The sequence below is a fragment of the Tenacibaculum jejuense genome (assembly GCF_900198195.1).
Taxonomy (GTDB): domain Bacteria; phylum Bacteroidota; class Bacteroidia; order Flavobacteriales; family Flavobacteriaceae; genus Polaribacter; species Polaribacter jejuensis.
This window is the reverse complement of the sequence record NZ_LT899436.1, coordinates 2,625,084-2,641,213: the sequence shown is the minus strand read 5'-3', so window position 1 is coordinate 2,641,213 and position 16,130 is coordinate 2,625,084. Positions and strand designations below refer to the sequence as shown.

Sequence of the window (16,130 nt, the reverse complement as noted above, 5' to 3'; positions counted from 1 at the left end):
TCAAAAGTCTTTGAATGTGGAGTTTTTAATAAATTTTATAAAGTTTAAGAATTGTTTCGAGTTTCGTTATCTTCTCTTTATTCATTTTTTTATCTTCTTGGTAATTTAAAAAAGGCCCAATGCCTTTACCAAATAAAGCACAACCTAAAATAAATATACAAGCTAAGACGCCAAGAACAGAACTAGGGTAGTAAGCTCCATTTTCAGCAGATAACATGTCATAAGGTTTTATATATTTCAGATAGAAAAAATAGTCAAGAATTAAAACTAGTATTCCTAATAAAGGAAAAAGAAAAAGCCTCAGATACATTTTTTTATTTTTAAAATTTAAAATATCACGTTGTAAATAAAGTTCATCGCTTTTTTCTTCAAGCTTTTCATCTAGTTTAATGTTTGTACAACTTTTATAGAAAATAGGAGTGTGGCTCGTTAAACTACAAATCAAACCTAATTTTAAGTTAGTTTTACTAAGATCACAAATAGCACAGTGATCTGTGTTTTTTATTAATGTGTTATCTTTTTTCAAGGAGAAATACTGGATTTATTTATCTTCAATCCTTATACTCTTTAACATAATTCGAGTGTCTAAAAAATTTCTTTTAGGATAATATTCAGCGATGTATTTTTTTCGATATAAGTTTAAAACTGAATTTGTGTTTTCTATTTCATTATCTACAATTTCTTTCTGTTTTTTAAACTCTATAAATGGACCAACTCCCATTCCGATAAGTACAATGCCAACTACAAAAAGTATGATATTTAATACAGAATATGCATTTTTAGCATAGATGTAATTGAAGAGATAGTAATTAATAAAATGAACAGCTATTCCTATAAGAGGCCAGAAAACAATTCCTCCATATGCATCAAATTTAGATTCATATAGTTTTTTTCTTTTTAGGTCTATATGTTTTATTCTATGATGAGCTACAGTATCAAATTCTATTTTGTTACAAGTTTTGTTAAATGCAGGAGGCTTATTATTTAATTTACAAATAAAACCATGTTTAATATCTGGTTCATGGTTATTACATAATCTACAGTGATCTGTATTTTTTATCATGGCAATCTTTTATAAAGAGTTTATTCTAAATATATTTACTTCAAAACTAAAATAAAATCCATGAATTTCGAAAAAGAGTACGATTTAATTTGTGTAGGAGGTGGTATAATGAGTGCTAATCTAGCTTTGTTAGCTAAATTGTTAGATCCTAAGTTAAAAATTTTAATCCTTGAACGTTTAGATCAAGTAGCTTTAGAGAGTTCAGCAGCTTGGAATAATGCAGGAACTGGACATGCAGCTTTGTGTGAACTAAATTATTGTCCAGAAAAAGAAGACGGATCTATAGCTATGGAAAAAGCAATTCGTATTTGTACTCAATTTGAAATTTCTAAACAGTTTTGGGCATATCTAACCGAAAATGGATATGTAGATAATCCTAATGATTTTGTAATGCCAGTAAAACATCATAGCTGGGTTACAGGTAAAACGAATAGTGATTATCTCGAAAAAAGATTCAAAGCTTATAAAGAACACTTTATGTTCGATAATATTAGTTTCACTAGGGATATTTCAGAAATGGAAAAGTGGTTTCCATTAATTATGAAAGATAGAGGAAAGGAAGAGATTATGGCGGCTTCTCGAATGGATAGAGGAACAGAAGTGAACTACGGAGCATTAACCAAAGCGCTTTTTAAAGTTTTAGAAGAGAAATTTGATACGCCAGTATATTGCAATCAAGAAGTTTTAGATGTTGATCCGGATACAGATTTAGATTGGACTGTAGCAACAAAAAACACAAGAACAGAAGAGATACATAATATAGAAGCAAAACATGTTTTTATTGGAGCTGGCGGAGGAAGTTTATTATTACTACAAAAAGTAGAGATAGAAGAGAAAGAAGGTTATGGTGGTTTTCCTGTTAGTGGCGAATGGCTAGTTTGTAATAATGAAGAAATTATCAATCAGCATAATGCAAAAGTATACAGTAAAGCAGGAATTGGAGATCCGCCAATGTCTACACCACATTTAGATACAAGATACATCGACGGAAAAAAGTCATTATTATTTGGTCCATTTGCTGGTTTTAGTCCAAAGTTTTTAAAAGAAGGATCAAATTTAGATTTATTTAAATCGATTCAGTTTGATAATATTTCACCAATGTTAGGCGCTTTTTGGCACAATTTACCACTAACAAAATATTTAGTTCATCAAGTATTAATGAATAAAGAAAACCGAATGGATTCGCTTCGTAAGTTTATGAAGAATGCGAAAAGTGAAGATTGGGATGTTGTAAAGGCAGGTCAACGCGTTCAAATTATTAAGAAAGATGAATTCGAAGGAGGTCAGTTACGATTCGGAACTGAAGTAATTAGTAGTAAAGATGGAAGCATTACTTGTTTGTTGGGAGCATCTCCAGGAGCATCAACAGCAACAGCCATAATGTTTGAAGTATTAGAAAAAGCTTTTCCAGAATTGTTACAAAATCAAGAAAATAAAGACCTATTAAATAAAGTAGTTCCTTTTTATAATAAAGAAGTTGAAGAAGTATTATTCAAAAAAGAGCTAAAAAGGGTAAAAACCATTTTAAATTTATAAACCAAACTAATTGTTATGAAAGCTAACTTTAAACTATTGTGGTGTTTTTGCTTTATTTTATTCTATGGAGTAATAAATGCTAATAATTTATTTCATTTTTATGAACAAGATAGCATTGTAGCACAACAAATACCACCATCAACATTTATAAGTCCCAAGTATGAAAACATAAGTATTTATAAAGTTGATAATGTTCCAGATCCTAAGAAGGGTAGTTCAAATGGATTTGTATCAGATCCTAATAATTATATCAATCCATCTGAAGAATATAAAATTAACTCGATTCTTTGGGGGTTAGAAGAAAATTCTACAGCTCAAGTTGCAGTTGTAATTTTAAAAAGTATCGGAAATGAAGTTCCAAAAGATTTTGCAGTAAAATTATTTGAAAAATGGGGTATTGGTCAAGCTGATAAAGACAATGGTTTATTAATCTTAACTGTTATCGATCAACGTAGAACAGAGTTTGAAGTTGGTTATGGTTTAGAACCAGTTTTAACGGATTTAATTTGTCATAGAATTGGAACAGATGAAATAGTACCTAACTTTAAAAAAGGTGAATTTGGATTAGGTTTAATTTCGGCTTCCAATAAAGTAAAACAAATAATTGAAGACCCTAAAAATATAGAAGAAGTATATTCTCAAAACATTAGTTACCCAGAAAAGAGAAATTCGTCTTTAAGTTCTGTGTATGATCAATATCTAGATTCTAAAGAGCCATCTCCGTATAAAACTTTTCTAACATTTTTACCATTATTAATAATGGTATTGGTTTATGCAAGTTTAAATGGAGTGCTTTTTCAACGAATGAAGGAGAAAATAAAGATTATAGACAATAGTAAAGAAGATTATTACGATAAGTATAATGAATTAAAAGGGACTACTAAAGGTGCTATTGGTTGTTTATCCTTGATTTTAGGCTTGTTTTTCCCGATATATGCATATTTCAGGTATGCTACCAGAAGAAAGAAATTGAAAGAATATCGTTACGCTCCAAGATTTAGTAGAGTTAACGGTCAAAAGATGGAACTGTTAAATGCTTGGGCAGAAAATAAGTTTTTAAAAGAAGGTGAGATTTTAGAAGAAAAGTTAGACGCCGCAGAGTATGATGTATGGGTTACAGAAGATGAAAGTGATGTTATGGTTTTAGAATATGAAGGTTCAAGTAGAAAATATTCTGACTGTCATGCTTGTGGTTACAAAACCTATGGGCGTTCGAGTACAAGAATTATAAGAAGTGCAACCTATGAAAGAACAGGAAAGAAAGAAGAAATTTATTTATGTAGAAACTGTCATTATACAGATTCGGTAATAATAACAATTCCTAAAAAGATAAAACCTCAATCAACTAGCAGTTATTCTTCAGGAGGAAGTAGTTGGAGTAGTAGTTCTTCATCTTCAAGTTGGGGAGGCGGAAGTTCTGGTGGAGGAGGAGCTGGTGTAAGTTGGTAGAATGAATATTCCAAAAGAGTTTTCAGTAAAAAAAGTGTTAATGAAAAGTTAATTTTGTTTATCTTTTCTTTCGGGACTATTAACAGATTAAAAATATTTCTTCAGTGAATTAATTTAAATTATTGTTTTTTAGTGTTTTATTGTTTTTTGTGGTCAAAAGAAATTATAGCTTTTTATTTGGATTTAACAGTTTAAAAAGGGGTTTTTCCTTAACAGAAAACTTAAAGAAGTCTGTATATTTATGATGTAAGTAAATCTAAAATCAAAATACTTTCTTTCCCCCGATTTACATCTTGTGTATGTAGCTTTAAACCTTCTAAACCAAAATTTAGAAGGTTTTATGTTTTATTCAGGCAACCTTTTTCAAAACCATGTAGTCTATATATTTGTAAGAGGATAAAAACAGTGAATTGAAAATAATTTCTTTACATACAAAATCACAACAGCAACGCAAAAAAGCGATAAAAGGAAATCGCGAAGCCCAAGAGCAAATTTTTAATGAATACGCTCCTGTTATGCTTAGTGTATGTAGACAGTATGTTAAAGATATTCATCATGCAGAAGATTTAATGTTACAAGGTTTTCTAAAAGTTTTTAAAAACTTAGAAAAATTTAAAAACGAAGGAAGTTTTGAAGGTTGGATTAGAAAAATAATGGTGAATACTTGTATTAGTTACTTAAGAAAGAAAAATCACTTAGAATTTACAGATGAAGAATATCAATTTAATGATTTGGTTACTCATAATATTGAAAACACTTCAGTAGAAGATATTCAAAAATTAATTGATGCCTTACCTGATGGTTATAAAATGGTTTTCAATTTGTATGCTATAGAAGGTTACAAACATCACGAAATAGCTAAGAAGTTATCTATTTCAGAAAGTACTTCTAAATCACAATTGTTTAAAGCTCGTAAATGGTTACAAGTTAATTATATTAAAATGAATAGGATTAAAGATGCAGACTGATAATTTTGACAAACAAATAGCCGAAAAGCTAAAGAATAGAAGATTATCACCTTCTGGTTCTGCTTGGGAAAGATTGAGCAATCAGTTAGATGAAGTCGATCAATCTAAGCGTAAGAATAAAATAGTTGTTTTAGGTTATGTAGCAAGTATTTTGTTGTTAGTTTCCATAGGAGTTTTTTATTTGAAAGGAGAAACAAGTAACTCAGTTGAATTTCCAAAAGAAGAAATTATTACTAAAACAGATATTAAGGTTAAAGAGAACGAAATATTAGAAACAACAATAAAAGAAGATATTCAGCCAGTAGTTTTAGCTAAAACAGATGAGGTTGAAAAAAATAAAACAACTACCATACCAGTAGATAAGACTCAAGATATTGAGTTATCTCAGGAAGAATTTGATAAAAAGATAGCTTTTGTAAAAGCTGAAATTAAAGATGATAAATTACAAATAACAAAACAAGAGTCAATTAAAGATTCGGTAATAACACAAAAAATAGAATCTGTAACTCCCACAACAAAAAGAATTTATGTAAATGCAGATGATTTATTGTATGCTGTAACCCATACTCCTGAAGAAGTGAAAGATTATTATGCTAAATACAATATAAACAGAAATGATATTATAGATACGATTAGATATAAATTGCGAAAATCTAATCTAAAAATTGATCCTGAAGTAATTTTAGCAGAAGTTGAAAGCTCGATAGATGAATCATACTATCAAGAGAATTTTATGGATAAATTTAAATCAAAACTATCGCAAGTTATAGTTGCAATAGCAGAAAGAAATAACTAGAAGAATATTAAAATAATTATCGATAATTAGACTTACCAAACCTTAAATCACGTTTAATTTAAAATTTAAAAAATGAAAAGAATACTACTAATATTAGTACTTCTATGTACTACCTATGTCCAGTCTCAAGATAAAACTTTTGAAAAAGAAGTCAAGAAGATTTCATTAGAAATAGAGAAAATTACAAAACAGGAAAAAGATAGCTTAAAGAAAAAAGTAAAGGCGATTAATAAAAGATTAAGTAAAGGAGAAATAACAGAAGAAAAAGCAAAACAATTAAAGAAAGAAGTAGCAGAATTGCATGCATCAAACATTGAGAATAGAGTTGGTAAAGAAGAGTTGAAACTACAACAATTGGTTCAGGATAAAACCAACGGAAAAATAGCTAGTGATGAAGCTTATTTTAATGATTATATGTTTAATTTTCAGATTTTAGATAGAGGAATAGGTATTTTAGATCCATCAGCAGGAGAAAGAAGAAGAAAAAGAAATCGCAAGAGAAATAAAAGAACCACAAGTCAAATAGTCTTAGCGATGGGATTAAGTAATGTAATAGAGAATCATAATATAGGATCAATTAACGATTCAGAATATAAATTTTGGCAATCTCATTTTTATGAAATAGGTTTCTCTCTTAAAACAAGACTTTCAAAAAAAGCCTCTAAAACTTATTTTAAATACGGACTTTCTTTTTTATGGAATAATCTACGAGCAGATAATAATCAAGTTCATGAAGTCAATGGAAATCAAACCAATTTGGTAACATTTCCACAGCGATTAACAGAAAGTAGATTGCGCCATGTTCAAATGAATTTCCCAATGCATTTGGAGTTCGATTTTTCGAAAAATAAAAAATATGATGATGGTTTTGTAAAAGATCGAACAAACAAAGGAATTCGTTTAGGAGTTGGAGGTTTTTTTGGATTTAAATTGGGAACAAGACAGTATTTAGAATATGAAAATAGTAATGGAATTGAAATCGAAGAGGTTCAAAAAGATCCATTTAATATGAATACTTTAAACTACGGATTAAGTGGATATTTATCATACAAGTGGTATGGTCTATATGTGAAATACGACTTAAATCCATTATTTAAGAATTCAAATACCAGAAACTTATCTTTAGGTGTCCGATTAGATTTAAATTAAAAACAAAATAAATTGCTATACACTATTTAATTAGAGATATAAATGTTATATTTGCACGCTTTAAAAAATAATTTAAACATTTAATTATGAATCATTACGAAACTGTTTTCATTTTGAATCCCGTTTTATCTGAAACTCAGATAAAGGAAACAGTAAAAAAGTTCGAGGACTATTTAGTTTCAAAAGGTGCAGAAATGATCCACAAAGAGGATTGGGGCTTAAAGAAATTAGCTTACCCAATTCAAAAGAAAAAAAGTGGTTTCTATCACTTGTTTGAATTCAAATCATCTGGTGAAATCATTTCTCCATTTGAATTAGAGTTTAGACGTGACGATAGTATCATGCGTTACTTAACTGTAAAGTTAGACAAGCACGCTGCTGCTTGGGCTGAAAAGAGAAGACAAAGAGTTAAATCTGCAAAAAAGTAATCAATTATGTCATCAATTGAACAACAAGCAAAAGGAAACAAGCAAGGAGAAGTACGTTATTTAACTCCACTTGACATTGAAACTAAGAAGGAAGCTAAATATTGTCGTTTCAAAAAGAACGGTATCAAGTACATTGATTACAAAGATGCTGATTTCTTAATGTATTTAGTAAACGAACAAGGAAAAATCTTACCAAGACGTTTAACAGGAACTTCATTAAAATATCAACGTAAAGTTGCACAAGCTATCAAAAGAGCTCGTCACTTAGCTTTAATGCCATATGTTGGTGATATGTTAAAATAAAAAAGAAGTAGAACAATGGAATTGATATTAAAACAAGACGTAGAAAATTTAGGTTTTAAAGATGATGTTGTAACTGTTAAGAACGGTTATGGACGTAATTACCTAATACCTCAAGGATATGCAGTTTTAGCTACTTCTTCAGCTAAGAAAGTATTAGCAGAAAACTTAAAGCAACGTGCTTTTAAAGAAGCTAAATTAGTAGAAGATGCTAACAAGTTAGCAGAAACTGTTAAAGGTTACGAAATTAAAATAGCTTCTAAAGTAGGAAGCGGAGATAAATTATTTGGATCGGTTAATAATGCAGATGTTGCTGAAGCTTTAGCTAAAGAGGGAACAGAAATCGAAAAGAAGTTTATCAAAGTTACTGGTGGTAACGTAAAAAGATTAGGTAAATATAATGCAGCTGTTCGTTTACACAGATCTGTTATTGTAGACATCGTATTTGAAGTTGTTGCTGAGAAGTAAAAACAGTAAAATAAATCTATATTAAAAAGCACGCTCAAAATGTTGAGCGTGCTTTTTTTATTAATTTTGTCTTAACAAATTAATCTTAATCAAATAATATGAAATCTTTTGAAATAAGGAAAATTTTATATTTATCCTTACTTTTTGTCGCACTTAATATTAGTGCACAAGTTACTACATCTAAAATTAAAGGTCTGGTTGCAGATACAAATGGCGAGCCTTTATTTGGAGCAAATATCGTAGTCTTACACGTACCATCTGGAACAGTTTCTGGAGCAGTTGCTCAAGACAATGGAAAATATACGGTACCTAACTTACGTGTTGGCGGACCATATAAAATTACATTTAGTTTTGTAGGTTTTAAATCTAAAGAAGTTGATGATGTTTTTCTAACATTAGGAAAAACAACTAACATAGATGCTACTTTATCTGAAGATGGTCAAACATTGGATGAAGTAGTTATTTCAGCATCTAAAAGTAAAATCTTTAATAGCGATAGAACAGGAGCACAAACAAGTGTGTCTTCAACGCAATTAAAAACTTTACCTACTATCTCTAGATCAGCTGCAGATTTTACGAGATTAGAACCAACAGCAAGTAATGGATCTTTTGGAGGAAGAAATGATCAATTTAATAACTTCTCTTTGGATGGATCTATTTTTAATAATCCTTTTGGATTAGATGCTGCAACTCCTGGTGGACAAACAGGGGCTCAACCAGTTTCCTTAGATGCAATTGAACAAATTTCTGTTTCTGTAGCACCGTATGACGTTACTTTAGCAGGTTTTACAGGAGCTTCTGTTGATGCGGTTACCAAAAGTGGAACAAACGAATTTAAAGGTACAGTATATGGTTTTTACCGAAATCAAGATTTGACTGGAGGAAAAATTTCAGGTTTCGATGTATTTAAGCCTAAATTAAATCAAGTTCAATACGGAGTAAGTATTGGCGGACCCATAATTAAAGATAAATTATTTTTCTTTGCTAATTTTGAAAAAGATGATAGAGTTGATTTAGGATCTAATTTTCAACCAAGTTCTGGTACTACTATAGGAGTTAACGATTCTAGAGTTACAAGAGATGATTTACAGTTAGTAAATAATATTTTAAGTCAAGTTGTAGTAGGAACTGATGCACAAGGAAACGATGTGTTCTACAACCCTGGTGCTATAGAAGGCTTTACATTTGATCAAGAATCAGTAAAAGGTATTTTTAAATTAGATTGGAATGTAAATAAGAAGCACAGGTTAGCTTTCATTTATAATTTCTTAAGAGCTTCTAAAGAAAATCCAGCTCATCCAACAGCCTTAGGATTTAGAGGTCCAAGTGCTGCTACATTACAATTTGAAAATGCAGGGTATGAGATCAACAATAATATTGATTCTTTCTTGTTAGAGTTAAATTCTAATTTTAATGAAGAAACTTCTAATAAATTACAAATTGGGTATACTCAATTTGATGATTTTAGAAATCCATTATCTACGCCAGCTCCTTCAATCACTATTTTAGACGCTGCAGGATCTTCAAACTATATTATTGCTGGTCATGAACCATTTTCTATTAATAATACATTAGATCAAAAAGTACTTCAAATTACAAATAATATGAATTTCTTTAAAGGAAATCATACAATTACAGTTGGTTTTTCTTTTGAAAAATTCATGTTTGATAATTCTTTTAATTTAGGAGCTTACGGAGCTCAAGGAGTATTCTTTCCATCGGGTTCAATTAATGATTTCAGAAATTTAGATGCAGCAGGAGAGGCTGCTTTAGTAGCGACATATCAAGCTCAGTTTGATGCAGCTATTTCGGCGAATAACCTATTAACTGCTAACGGAATTGGTAATCCAGGCGGTTGGTCTTTAGCAGAAACTAATGTTGGTCAGTTAGCTTTTTATTTACAAGATGAGTATGAAATTAACGATGATATAAAATTAACATACGGAGTTCGTTTTGATAAACCTTTATTTTTTGATACTAAAGTAAAAATTCAAGAGAATATAGATAGAAAAGGAACTTACCAGCCTGGAAATGTATATTTCGATCCAGAAACAAATCAAGCGACAACATTAAACTCTTTAAATTTACCTTCTAACGATTGGTTAATTTCTCCAAGATTAGGGTTTAATTGGGATGTAAATGGAGAAAATAAATTACAAGTAAGAGGAGGAACAGGTTTATTTACAGGTCGTTTACCTTTTGTGTGGTTAGGAAACCAAGTTCAAGGAGTAGATTTCTTTTTCTATCAAACAGTAGATAGAGATTTTAAATTTCCACAAGTTTGGAGAACAAATATCGGTCTAGATTATAAATTCGAAAACGGATTTGTAGTAAGTACAGATTTAGCATATACACAAGATATTAATGGAGCTCATGTACAAAACTGGGGGTTAAGTAATCCTACAGGTAATTTAGCAGCTCCTGGAGATACTAGGTCTATATATACAGATGCAGATAAAGCGTTAAACCAATTTGGAGGTCAAACGAATGCCTATGTATTTACAAATTCAGACAAAGGAAGAACATACAACGCTACTTTTAAAGTAGAGAAATCATTTGAAAATGGTTTATATACAAATATTGCTTATAGTTATTTAAACTCTAAAGATGTAAATTCTATTGAAGCTGAAATTACAGGTGATGCTTTTGCTTTTAACCCTGTTATAGGAAATGCAAATAACGATGTATTAGCTTTTTCTAGGTATGGAGATACGCATAGAATTATCGGAGTAGCTTCGAAGAAATTTAATTATGCAAGTGATAAATTTGCAACAACTATAGCTACTTTCTTTGAATACGCTCAAGGAGGAAGGTTTAATTACACATATGGTGGAGATATTAATAATGATGGATCTAGAGTAAATGATTTATTATACGTACCAACTTCAGATGAAGTTACTCAAATGCAATTTTCTGGTGCTGGACAAGCACAAGCCTTTGAAGAATACATTCAACAAGATGAATATTTAAGTGGTAGGAGAGGACAGTACGTAGAACGTTACGGAGCTTTAGCACCTTGGAGAAGCAGATGGGATGTTAAATTATTACAAGATTTTAATTTCAATGTTTCAGAAAACAAACAAAATACCATTCAATTAAGTGTAGATGTTTTAAATGTTGGGAACTTAATTAATTCAGCTTGGGGAGTTGTACAACAGCCAGTAAATGTACAGCCATTAGGTGTCGTAGTAGATCAAAATACTGGAGTACCTACTTACACTTTTGGAGGTAACTTAGTTGAGACTTTTACTTTTGATTCAAGCTTAAACTCTCGCTGGCAGATGCAGTTAGGTTTACGTTACATCTTCTAAAAAAGAAGTGAAAAATATACAAATGCAGAAAACCGCAATTTAAATTGCGGTTTTCCCATTTTAAAAACAGGGTTTTTCCTGTTTAAAATATTAGAATAAGTTGCAACTTGCTAATGCATATACTTTTATATAATTTATTTAGGGGATTATTTAATTATATAAGAAATAAAACTCCGACGTTAGTCGGAGTTTTTTTATGAATTAAATTACGATTTCTTGATTTCTCATGATATCATCAAAAGTCTCTCGCTTTCGAATTATATAATCTTTTCCTTCATGAACCATAACTTCTGCAGGTCTATATCTTGAGTTATAATTAGAAGCCATAGAAAAGCAATATGCACCAGCATTATGGAAACATAAAATATCATCTTCTCTTATTTCATTAATTCTTCGATTTGTACCAAAAGTATCCGTTTCACAGATGTAACCTACAATACTATAAAAACGTTCTCTTCCTTTCGGATTCGATAGGTTTTCAATAAAATGATATGAATTATAGAACATAGGTCTAATTAAGTGATTTAATCCACTATCGATACCAGCAAAAACTGTAGAAGTCGTTTGTTTGATTACATTTACTGTAGCAAGGAAATATCCAGCTTGACTTACAAGAAATTTACCAGGTTCAAACATTAATGTTAAGTCTCTACCGTATTCTTTGCAGAAATCATTAAATCTTTTTGATAAATGCTTTCCTAAATCTTCAATATTTGTAGCTATATCTCCTTCTTTATAAGGTACTTTAAATCCACTACCAAAGTCAATAAACTCTATATTTTTAAATTCTTTAGCGGTGTTAAAAAGGATTTCAGTTGCCATTAAGAAAGTATCAACATCAAGAATATCAGAACCAGTATGCATATGAATTCCATTAATATTCATACCTGTATTTTCTACTACTCGTTTAATATGAGGTACCTGATGGATAGAAATTCCAAACTTAGAATCGATATGTCCAACAGAAATTTTAGAATTACCACCGGCCATAACATGCGGGTTTATTCGAATACAAACTGGAATATTTGGATGTTTTTGACCAAATAATTCTAAAATTGATAAATTATCAATATTTATTTGAACACCTAGCTTAGCAACGTCTTCAATTTCCTTCAATGAAACACCATTTGGAGTATAAATAATGTCTTTTGGATCAAATCCAGCTAATAATCCTAATTTAACTTCCTGTATAGAAACAGTATCTAACCCACTACCTAGTTTATTAAACACTTTTAATATGTTAATATTAGAAAGTGCTTTAGTAGCGTAATTAATTTTTACATTCTTTACCTTAGAAAAAGCTTTAGTAATTCTTTTATATTGACTTGTAATTTTCTCTGTATCATAAACATACAAAGGGCTTCCATGCTTTTTGGCTAGATCTAATAGTAAGTTGTTCTCCATTTTAAAATTAATTTTTTTCAAATGTAGAGATATAAAAAATGAAAAAAAATTGAATGTGAGAATATAACACAAAAGCCTATTATGTAAAAAAATTACATTTTTTTATTACAAATTGCAATTTTTACTTGGTTTTTGGTAAAAAAATGTATTATCTTTGTATCGAAATCAAAATTGATGGGAGTGTTTTCATATATTTGATTTTAATAGGAGGTTAATTAAAAACTCTGGTATTCTTCACCAGAGTTTTTTCTTTTTATAATATGTATGTAATTTTTACTTGAATTTTTCAGTAATCTTTTCTGCAATTCCAACAATTACTTCAGAAGCTTTCATTATTGATTCAACAGGTACATACTCATAACGACCATGAAAATTATGTCCACCTGCAAAAATATTTGGACAAGGTAATCCTTTGAAAGATAGTTGAGATCCATCAGTACCTCCACGGATAGGTTTAATTAATGGAGTAATACCAAGATCTTTCATTACTTCTTCAGCAATATCAACGATATACATTACAGGCTCCACCTTTTCACGCATATTGAAGTATTGATCTTTAATCTCTACCTGAATAGCATTGCTACCTATTTCTTCATTTATCTTTTTTACTATAGATTTCATAGTTTCTTTTCGCTTTTGGAAAAGATCCATATCATGATCTCTAATAATATATCTCAAAATAGTTTGTTCTACTTTTCCTTCTATGCTATGTAAATGGAAGAATCCTTCGTAACCGGTAGTATGTTCTGGAACCTCTTTAGCTGGTAAAGCATTTATAAATTGGCTGGCAATAGTCATAGAATTTACCATTTTCCCTTTTGCATAACCTGGATGAACTATTTTACCATTGATAGTAATAACAGCTCCAGCGGCATTAAAATTCTCATATTCTAATTCTCCGATTTGACTTCCATCCATTGTATATGCCCATTGAGCACCAAATTTATCTACATCAAATTTATGCGCACCTTTTCCAACTTCTTCGTCAGGAGTAAAACAAATTCTTATTTTACCATGTTTTATTTCTGGATTTTGTATCAAATATTCCATTGCAGAAACAATTTCAGTAACACCAGCTTTGTCATCGGCACCTAATAATGTAGTACCATCTGTAGTAATTAAAGTTTGTCCCTTATATAAAAGTAAGTCTTCAAAATACGAAGGTGATAAAATGATATTTTGTTCTTTATTTAATACAATATCTTCACCATCGTAATTCTCATGAATTTGTGGTTTTACATTTGCTCCAGTATAATCTGGACTTGTATCAATATGAGCTACAAATCCAATTGTTGGTACTTCATAATCAATATTACTTGGTAAAGTAGCCATTAGGTAACAATTTTTATCTAACTCTACATCTTCCATTCCTATTGCTATCAATTCCTGTTCTAATATTTTAGCTAAATCCCATTGTTTTTCTGTACTAGGAAAAGCTGGATTATTAGGATCAGATTCAGTATCTATAGTAACATATTTTATGAATCGATCTATAATATTTTGTTTGTTCATTAATTTAATATGTTTGTTGTATGTTATTTAAGTTGTATTTTGTTTAGTAGTGTAATTGCTGAGCAAAGTCTTGAGTCAATTAAAGAATCACCATAAATTTCAGTTTTTGCATGAATAAAACCAGTTTGGGTTTTACTATAAAAGTTTAAAATATGATAATTGAATTTACCTCTTTTTCCTTTTGCTAAATTATAATATGCGTCTTTTCTTTTAAATTTAATTCTATTCGCTTTTACTTCAGTTAATTGAAGTTCTTCATTATCTTTTTTCACTTTGTAAACAAAGTTGTCGTCGATATTATCTGGGTTGTTAATAAAAGATACATCAATTAAGGTAGCTTTAGAAAGAGCTAATGTTGTATCAGCTGCATAAATTGATGATACAGCATCTTCGTAATACAAATTTATTTTCCAATGTTTAGGAAATTTTACTGAGAATTTTTTCTTAAAATCTTCAACAGTTTCTAAGTTATTAGGTGAAGGCGATTCGCAAGAAAATTCTTTTCCTAGTTGGTTAGAATCACAAGATATACACAAGAAAATACTGAAAATTAATAGTAAATACTTAGTCATAATATTTTTGTTCAAAATAGGCAATAAGCAAATCTACAACATAGCTGTAAGATTCTATTCCTTTTGCTTGATTATTCGCTTTCAAATATGAATTATACCCTTTTTTAATATACGGCTCTATTGGGTTTTCATATTTTTTCCAGAATAGATAATTGTCTTTTAGTTCTTTTTTAATTCCCTTATTAACTGTTTCCCAAAGTTTTTTATGCAATTCTCTGTCACGTTTTCTAATTTCTCGCATACAGTACCGAAAAGCCATTCTATATCCAGAATAGTTAAAATATATATCATCACTATAAGTACAGGCTAAAAAGCCTAAAAAGTTTGCGTCATTTTCTGCTGACCAACCAATTTGATGTGCAACTTCGTGACAAGTAGTTGCAGCGTATCCTGCTTTAGGTAACATACTATTTACTTGAGCTTCCCCTGTAATAGGATTTAAATAGCCAGCAGTTCCATTATAAGATTGAAATAAACTGACTAGCGAATTTTTTATAGCTGGGCTTTTGTAAGCAAGTTGAGGATAATCTACAGCAACTTTTTGATATGCGTTTGGTACTTTATCGTATATTTCTTTAGAAGAATACGGGACCTGAATTTTTAAAGTATCATTTTGTGTAATTTCAAGATGAATCTGATTAAAAATTTCAATTGTTTTTTGAGTAGTATTAATTAATTGTTCTGTAGTATATTTAGATTGTTGTAAACCTAAATTATCAGCTAGTGGTTTTCTAAAATAATTTAGCCCCCAAAAAGTATAAAAACAAAAATAGGTGATAGATAAAACCCCAATAAATTGAATTAATTTATTGACGATTCCTTGAAGTTTATTTTTAATTAGCTTATAAATTTGTCTGACGAACAAGAAAATCAAAATTAAACCCAAAAGATCACCAAAAGAAAACGGTAACCAACCTAAAATAATTCTAAAAAATCTTGAAATATATGGGTATATTCCGTTTGAATAGTATTCTTCTATGAATGCAGGTTTTTGGCTTAAAAATTGTACAATGAAATATTGCAAAGGCAATAACATAGCGAGAAATACATGTTTCTTTTGTAGTTTCATTACGTAAAAATAAAAAACAAAAATGTTATCAACACATTAGTAACAGTTTTGTTTACATTTTTTGTGAAAAAAGAAAAATGTATAAAACAAGGAACTATGTGAACC

General features: G+C 29.8%; 15 protein-coding genes. 9 read left to right on the top strand and 6 right to left on the bottom strand.

The genetic code is table 11. The annotated features are described in order from the left end of the window. Window positions 1-25: 25 nt before the first annotated feature. Both AQ1685_RS11745 and AQ1685_RS11740 read right to left on the bottom strand, forming a co-directional pair. Window positions 26-526, bottom strand: a complete 501-nt coding sequence (locus AQ1685_RS11745; protein ID WP_095072371.1) for a hypothetical protein — start codon at window positions 524-526, stop codon at window positions 26-28. A gap of 15 nt (window positions 527-541) precedes the next feature. Further along, window positions 542-1,063, bottom strand: coding sequence for a hypothetical protein (locus tag AQ1685_RS11740; RefSeq protein WP_095072369.1), 522 nt, complete (start codon window positions 1,061-1,063; stop codon window positions 542-544). Between the two features lie 60 nt (window positions 1,064-1,123). Here AQ1685_RS11740 and mqo point away from each other — a divergent pair, with 60 nt between their 5' ends. The 9 genes from mqo (at window position 1,124) to AQ1685_RS11695 (ending at window position 11,468) form a co-directional block, all read left to right on the top strand. Further along, window positions 1,124-2,599 carry a malate dehydrogenase (quinone) gene (gene mqo, locus AQ1685_RS11735; RefSeq protein ID WP_095072367.1) on the top strand — a complete coding sequence of 492 codons (1,476 nt, stop codon included), beginning with the start codon at window positions 1,124-1,126 and terminating at the stop codon, window positions 2,597-2,599. A gap of 15 nt (window positions 2,600-2,614) precedes the next feature. Next, window positions 2,615-4,048, top strand: a complete 1,434-nt coding sequence (locus tag AQ1685_RS11730; protein ID WP_095072365.1) for a TPM domain-containing protein — start codon at window positions 2,615-2,617, stop codon at window positions 4,046-4,048. A 410-nt stretch (window positions 4,049-4,458) separates the two neighbouring features. Continuing rightward, the gene (locus AQ1685_RS11725; RefSeq protein ID WP_095072363.1) at window positions 4,459-5,016 is read left to right on the top strand and encodes an RNA polymerase sigma factor; all 558 of its coding nucleotides are present in this window, start codon (window positions 4,459-4,461) and stop codon (window positions 5,014-5,016) included. After that, window positions 5,006-5,812 carry a hypothetical protein gene (locus AQ1685_RS11720; protein ID WP_095072361.1) on the top strand — a complete coding sequence of 269 codons (807 nt, stop codon included), beginning with the start codon at window positions 5,006-5,008 and terminating at the stop codon, window positions 5,810-5,812. The genes AQ1685_RS11725 and AQ1685_RS11720 overlap by 11 nt, the downstream gene beginning before the upstream one ends. Window positions 5,813-5,884: 72 nt before the next feature. Beyond that, a complete protein-coding gene (locus tag AQ1685_RS11715; protein WP_095072359.1) occupies window positions 5,885-6,961 on the top strand; it encodes a hypothetical protein in 1,077 nt (358 codons plus the stop codon). 86 nt (window positions 6,962-7,047) lie between these two features. Next, window positions 7,048-7,389 carry a 30S ribosomal protein S6 gene (rpsF, locus tag AQ1685_RS11710; RefSeq protein WP_095072357.1) on the top strand — a complete coding sequence of 114 codons (342 nt, stop codon included), beginning with the start codon at window positions 7,048-7,050 and terminating at the stop codon, window positions 7,387-7,389. A 3-nt stretch (window positions 7,390-7,392) separates the two neighbouring features. Beyond that, entirely contained in the window at window positions 7,393-7,692 is a 300-nt protein-coding gene (gene rpsR / locus AQ1685_RS11705) for a 30S ribosomal protein S18 (RefSeq protein ID WP_173862380.1), read from the top strand. 15 nt (window positions 7,693-7,707) lie between these two features. Continuing rightward, window positions 7,708-8,157, top strand: coding sequence for a 50S ribosomal protein L9 (rplI, locus tag AQ1685_RS11700; RefSeq protein ID WP_095072355.1), 450 nt, complete (start codon window positions 7,708-7,710; stop codon window positions 8,155-8,157). 98 nt (window positions 8,158-8,255) lie between these two features. Then, complete coding sequence (locus tag AQ1685_RS11695; RefSeq protein ID WP_095072353.1) at window positions 8,256-11,468, top strand: TonB-dependent receptor; 3,213 nt, start codon at window positions 8,256-8,258, stop codon at window positions 11,466-11,468. A gap of 201 nt (window positions 11,469-11,669) precedes the next feature. Here the strand turns inward: AQ1685_RS11695 and lysA are convergent, their stop codons facing one another. The 4 genes from lysA to AQ1685_RS11675 all read right to left on the bottom strand — a co-directional run bounded on the left by lysA (window position 11,670) and on the right by AQ1685_RS11675 (window position 16,025). Beyond that, window positions 11,670-12,893, bottom strand: a complete 1,224-nt coding sequence (lysA, locus tag AQ1685_RS11690; protein WP_394341860.1) for a diaminopimelate decarboxylase — start codon at window positions 12,891-12,893, stop codon at window positions 11,670-11,672. A gap of 252 nt (window positions 12,894-13,145) precedes the next feature. Continuing rightward, the gene (pepT, locus tag AQ1685_RS11685; protein WP_095072349.1) at window positions 13,146-14,384 is read right to left on the bottom strand and encodes a peptidase T; all 1,239 of its coding nucleotides are present in this window, start codon (window positions 14,382-14,384) and stop codon (window positions 13,146-13,148) included. A 23-nt stretch (window positions 14,385-14,407) separates the two neighbouring features. After that, window positions 14,408-14,956: a hypothetical protein gene (locus AQ1685_RS11680; protein WP_095072347.1), complete on the bottom strand. Its 549-nt coding sequence runs from the start codon at window positions 14,954-14,956 to the stop codon at window positions 14,408-14,410. Next, a complete protein-coding gene (locus AQ1685_RS11675; RefSeq protein WP_095072345.1) occupies window positions 14,949-16,025 on the bottom strand; it encodes a DUF3810 domain-containing protein in 1,077 nt (358 codons plus the stop codon). The genes AQ1685_RS11680 and AQ1685_RS11675 overlap by 8 nt, the downstream gene beginning before the upstream one ends. Window positions 16,026-16,130 lie beyond the last annotated feature (105 nt).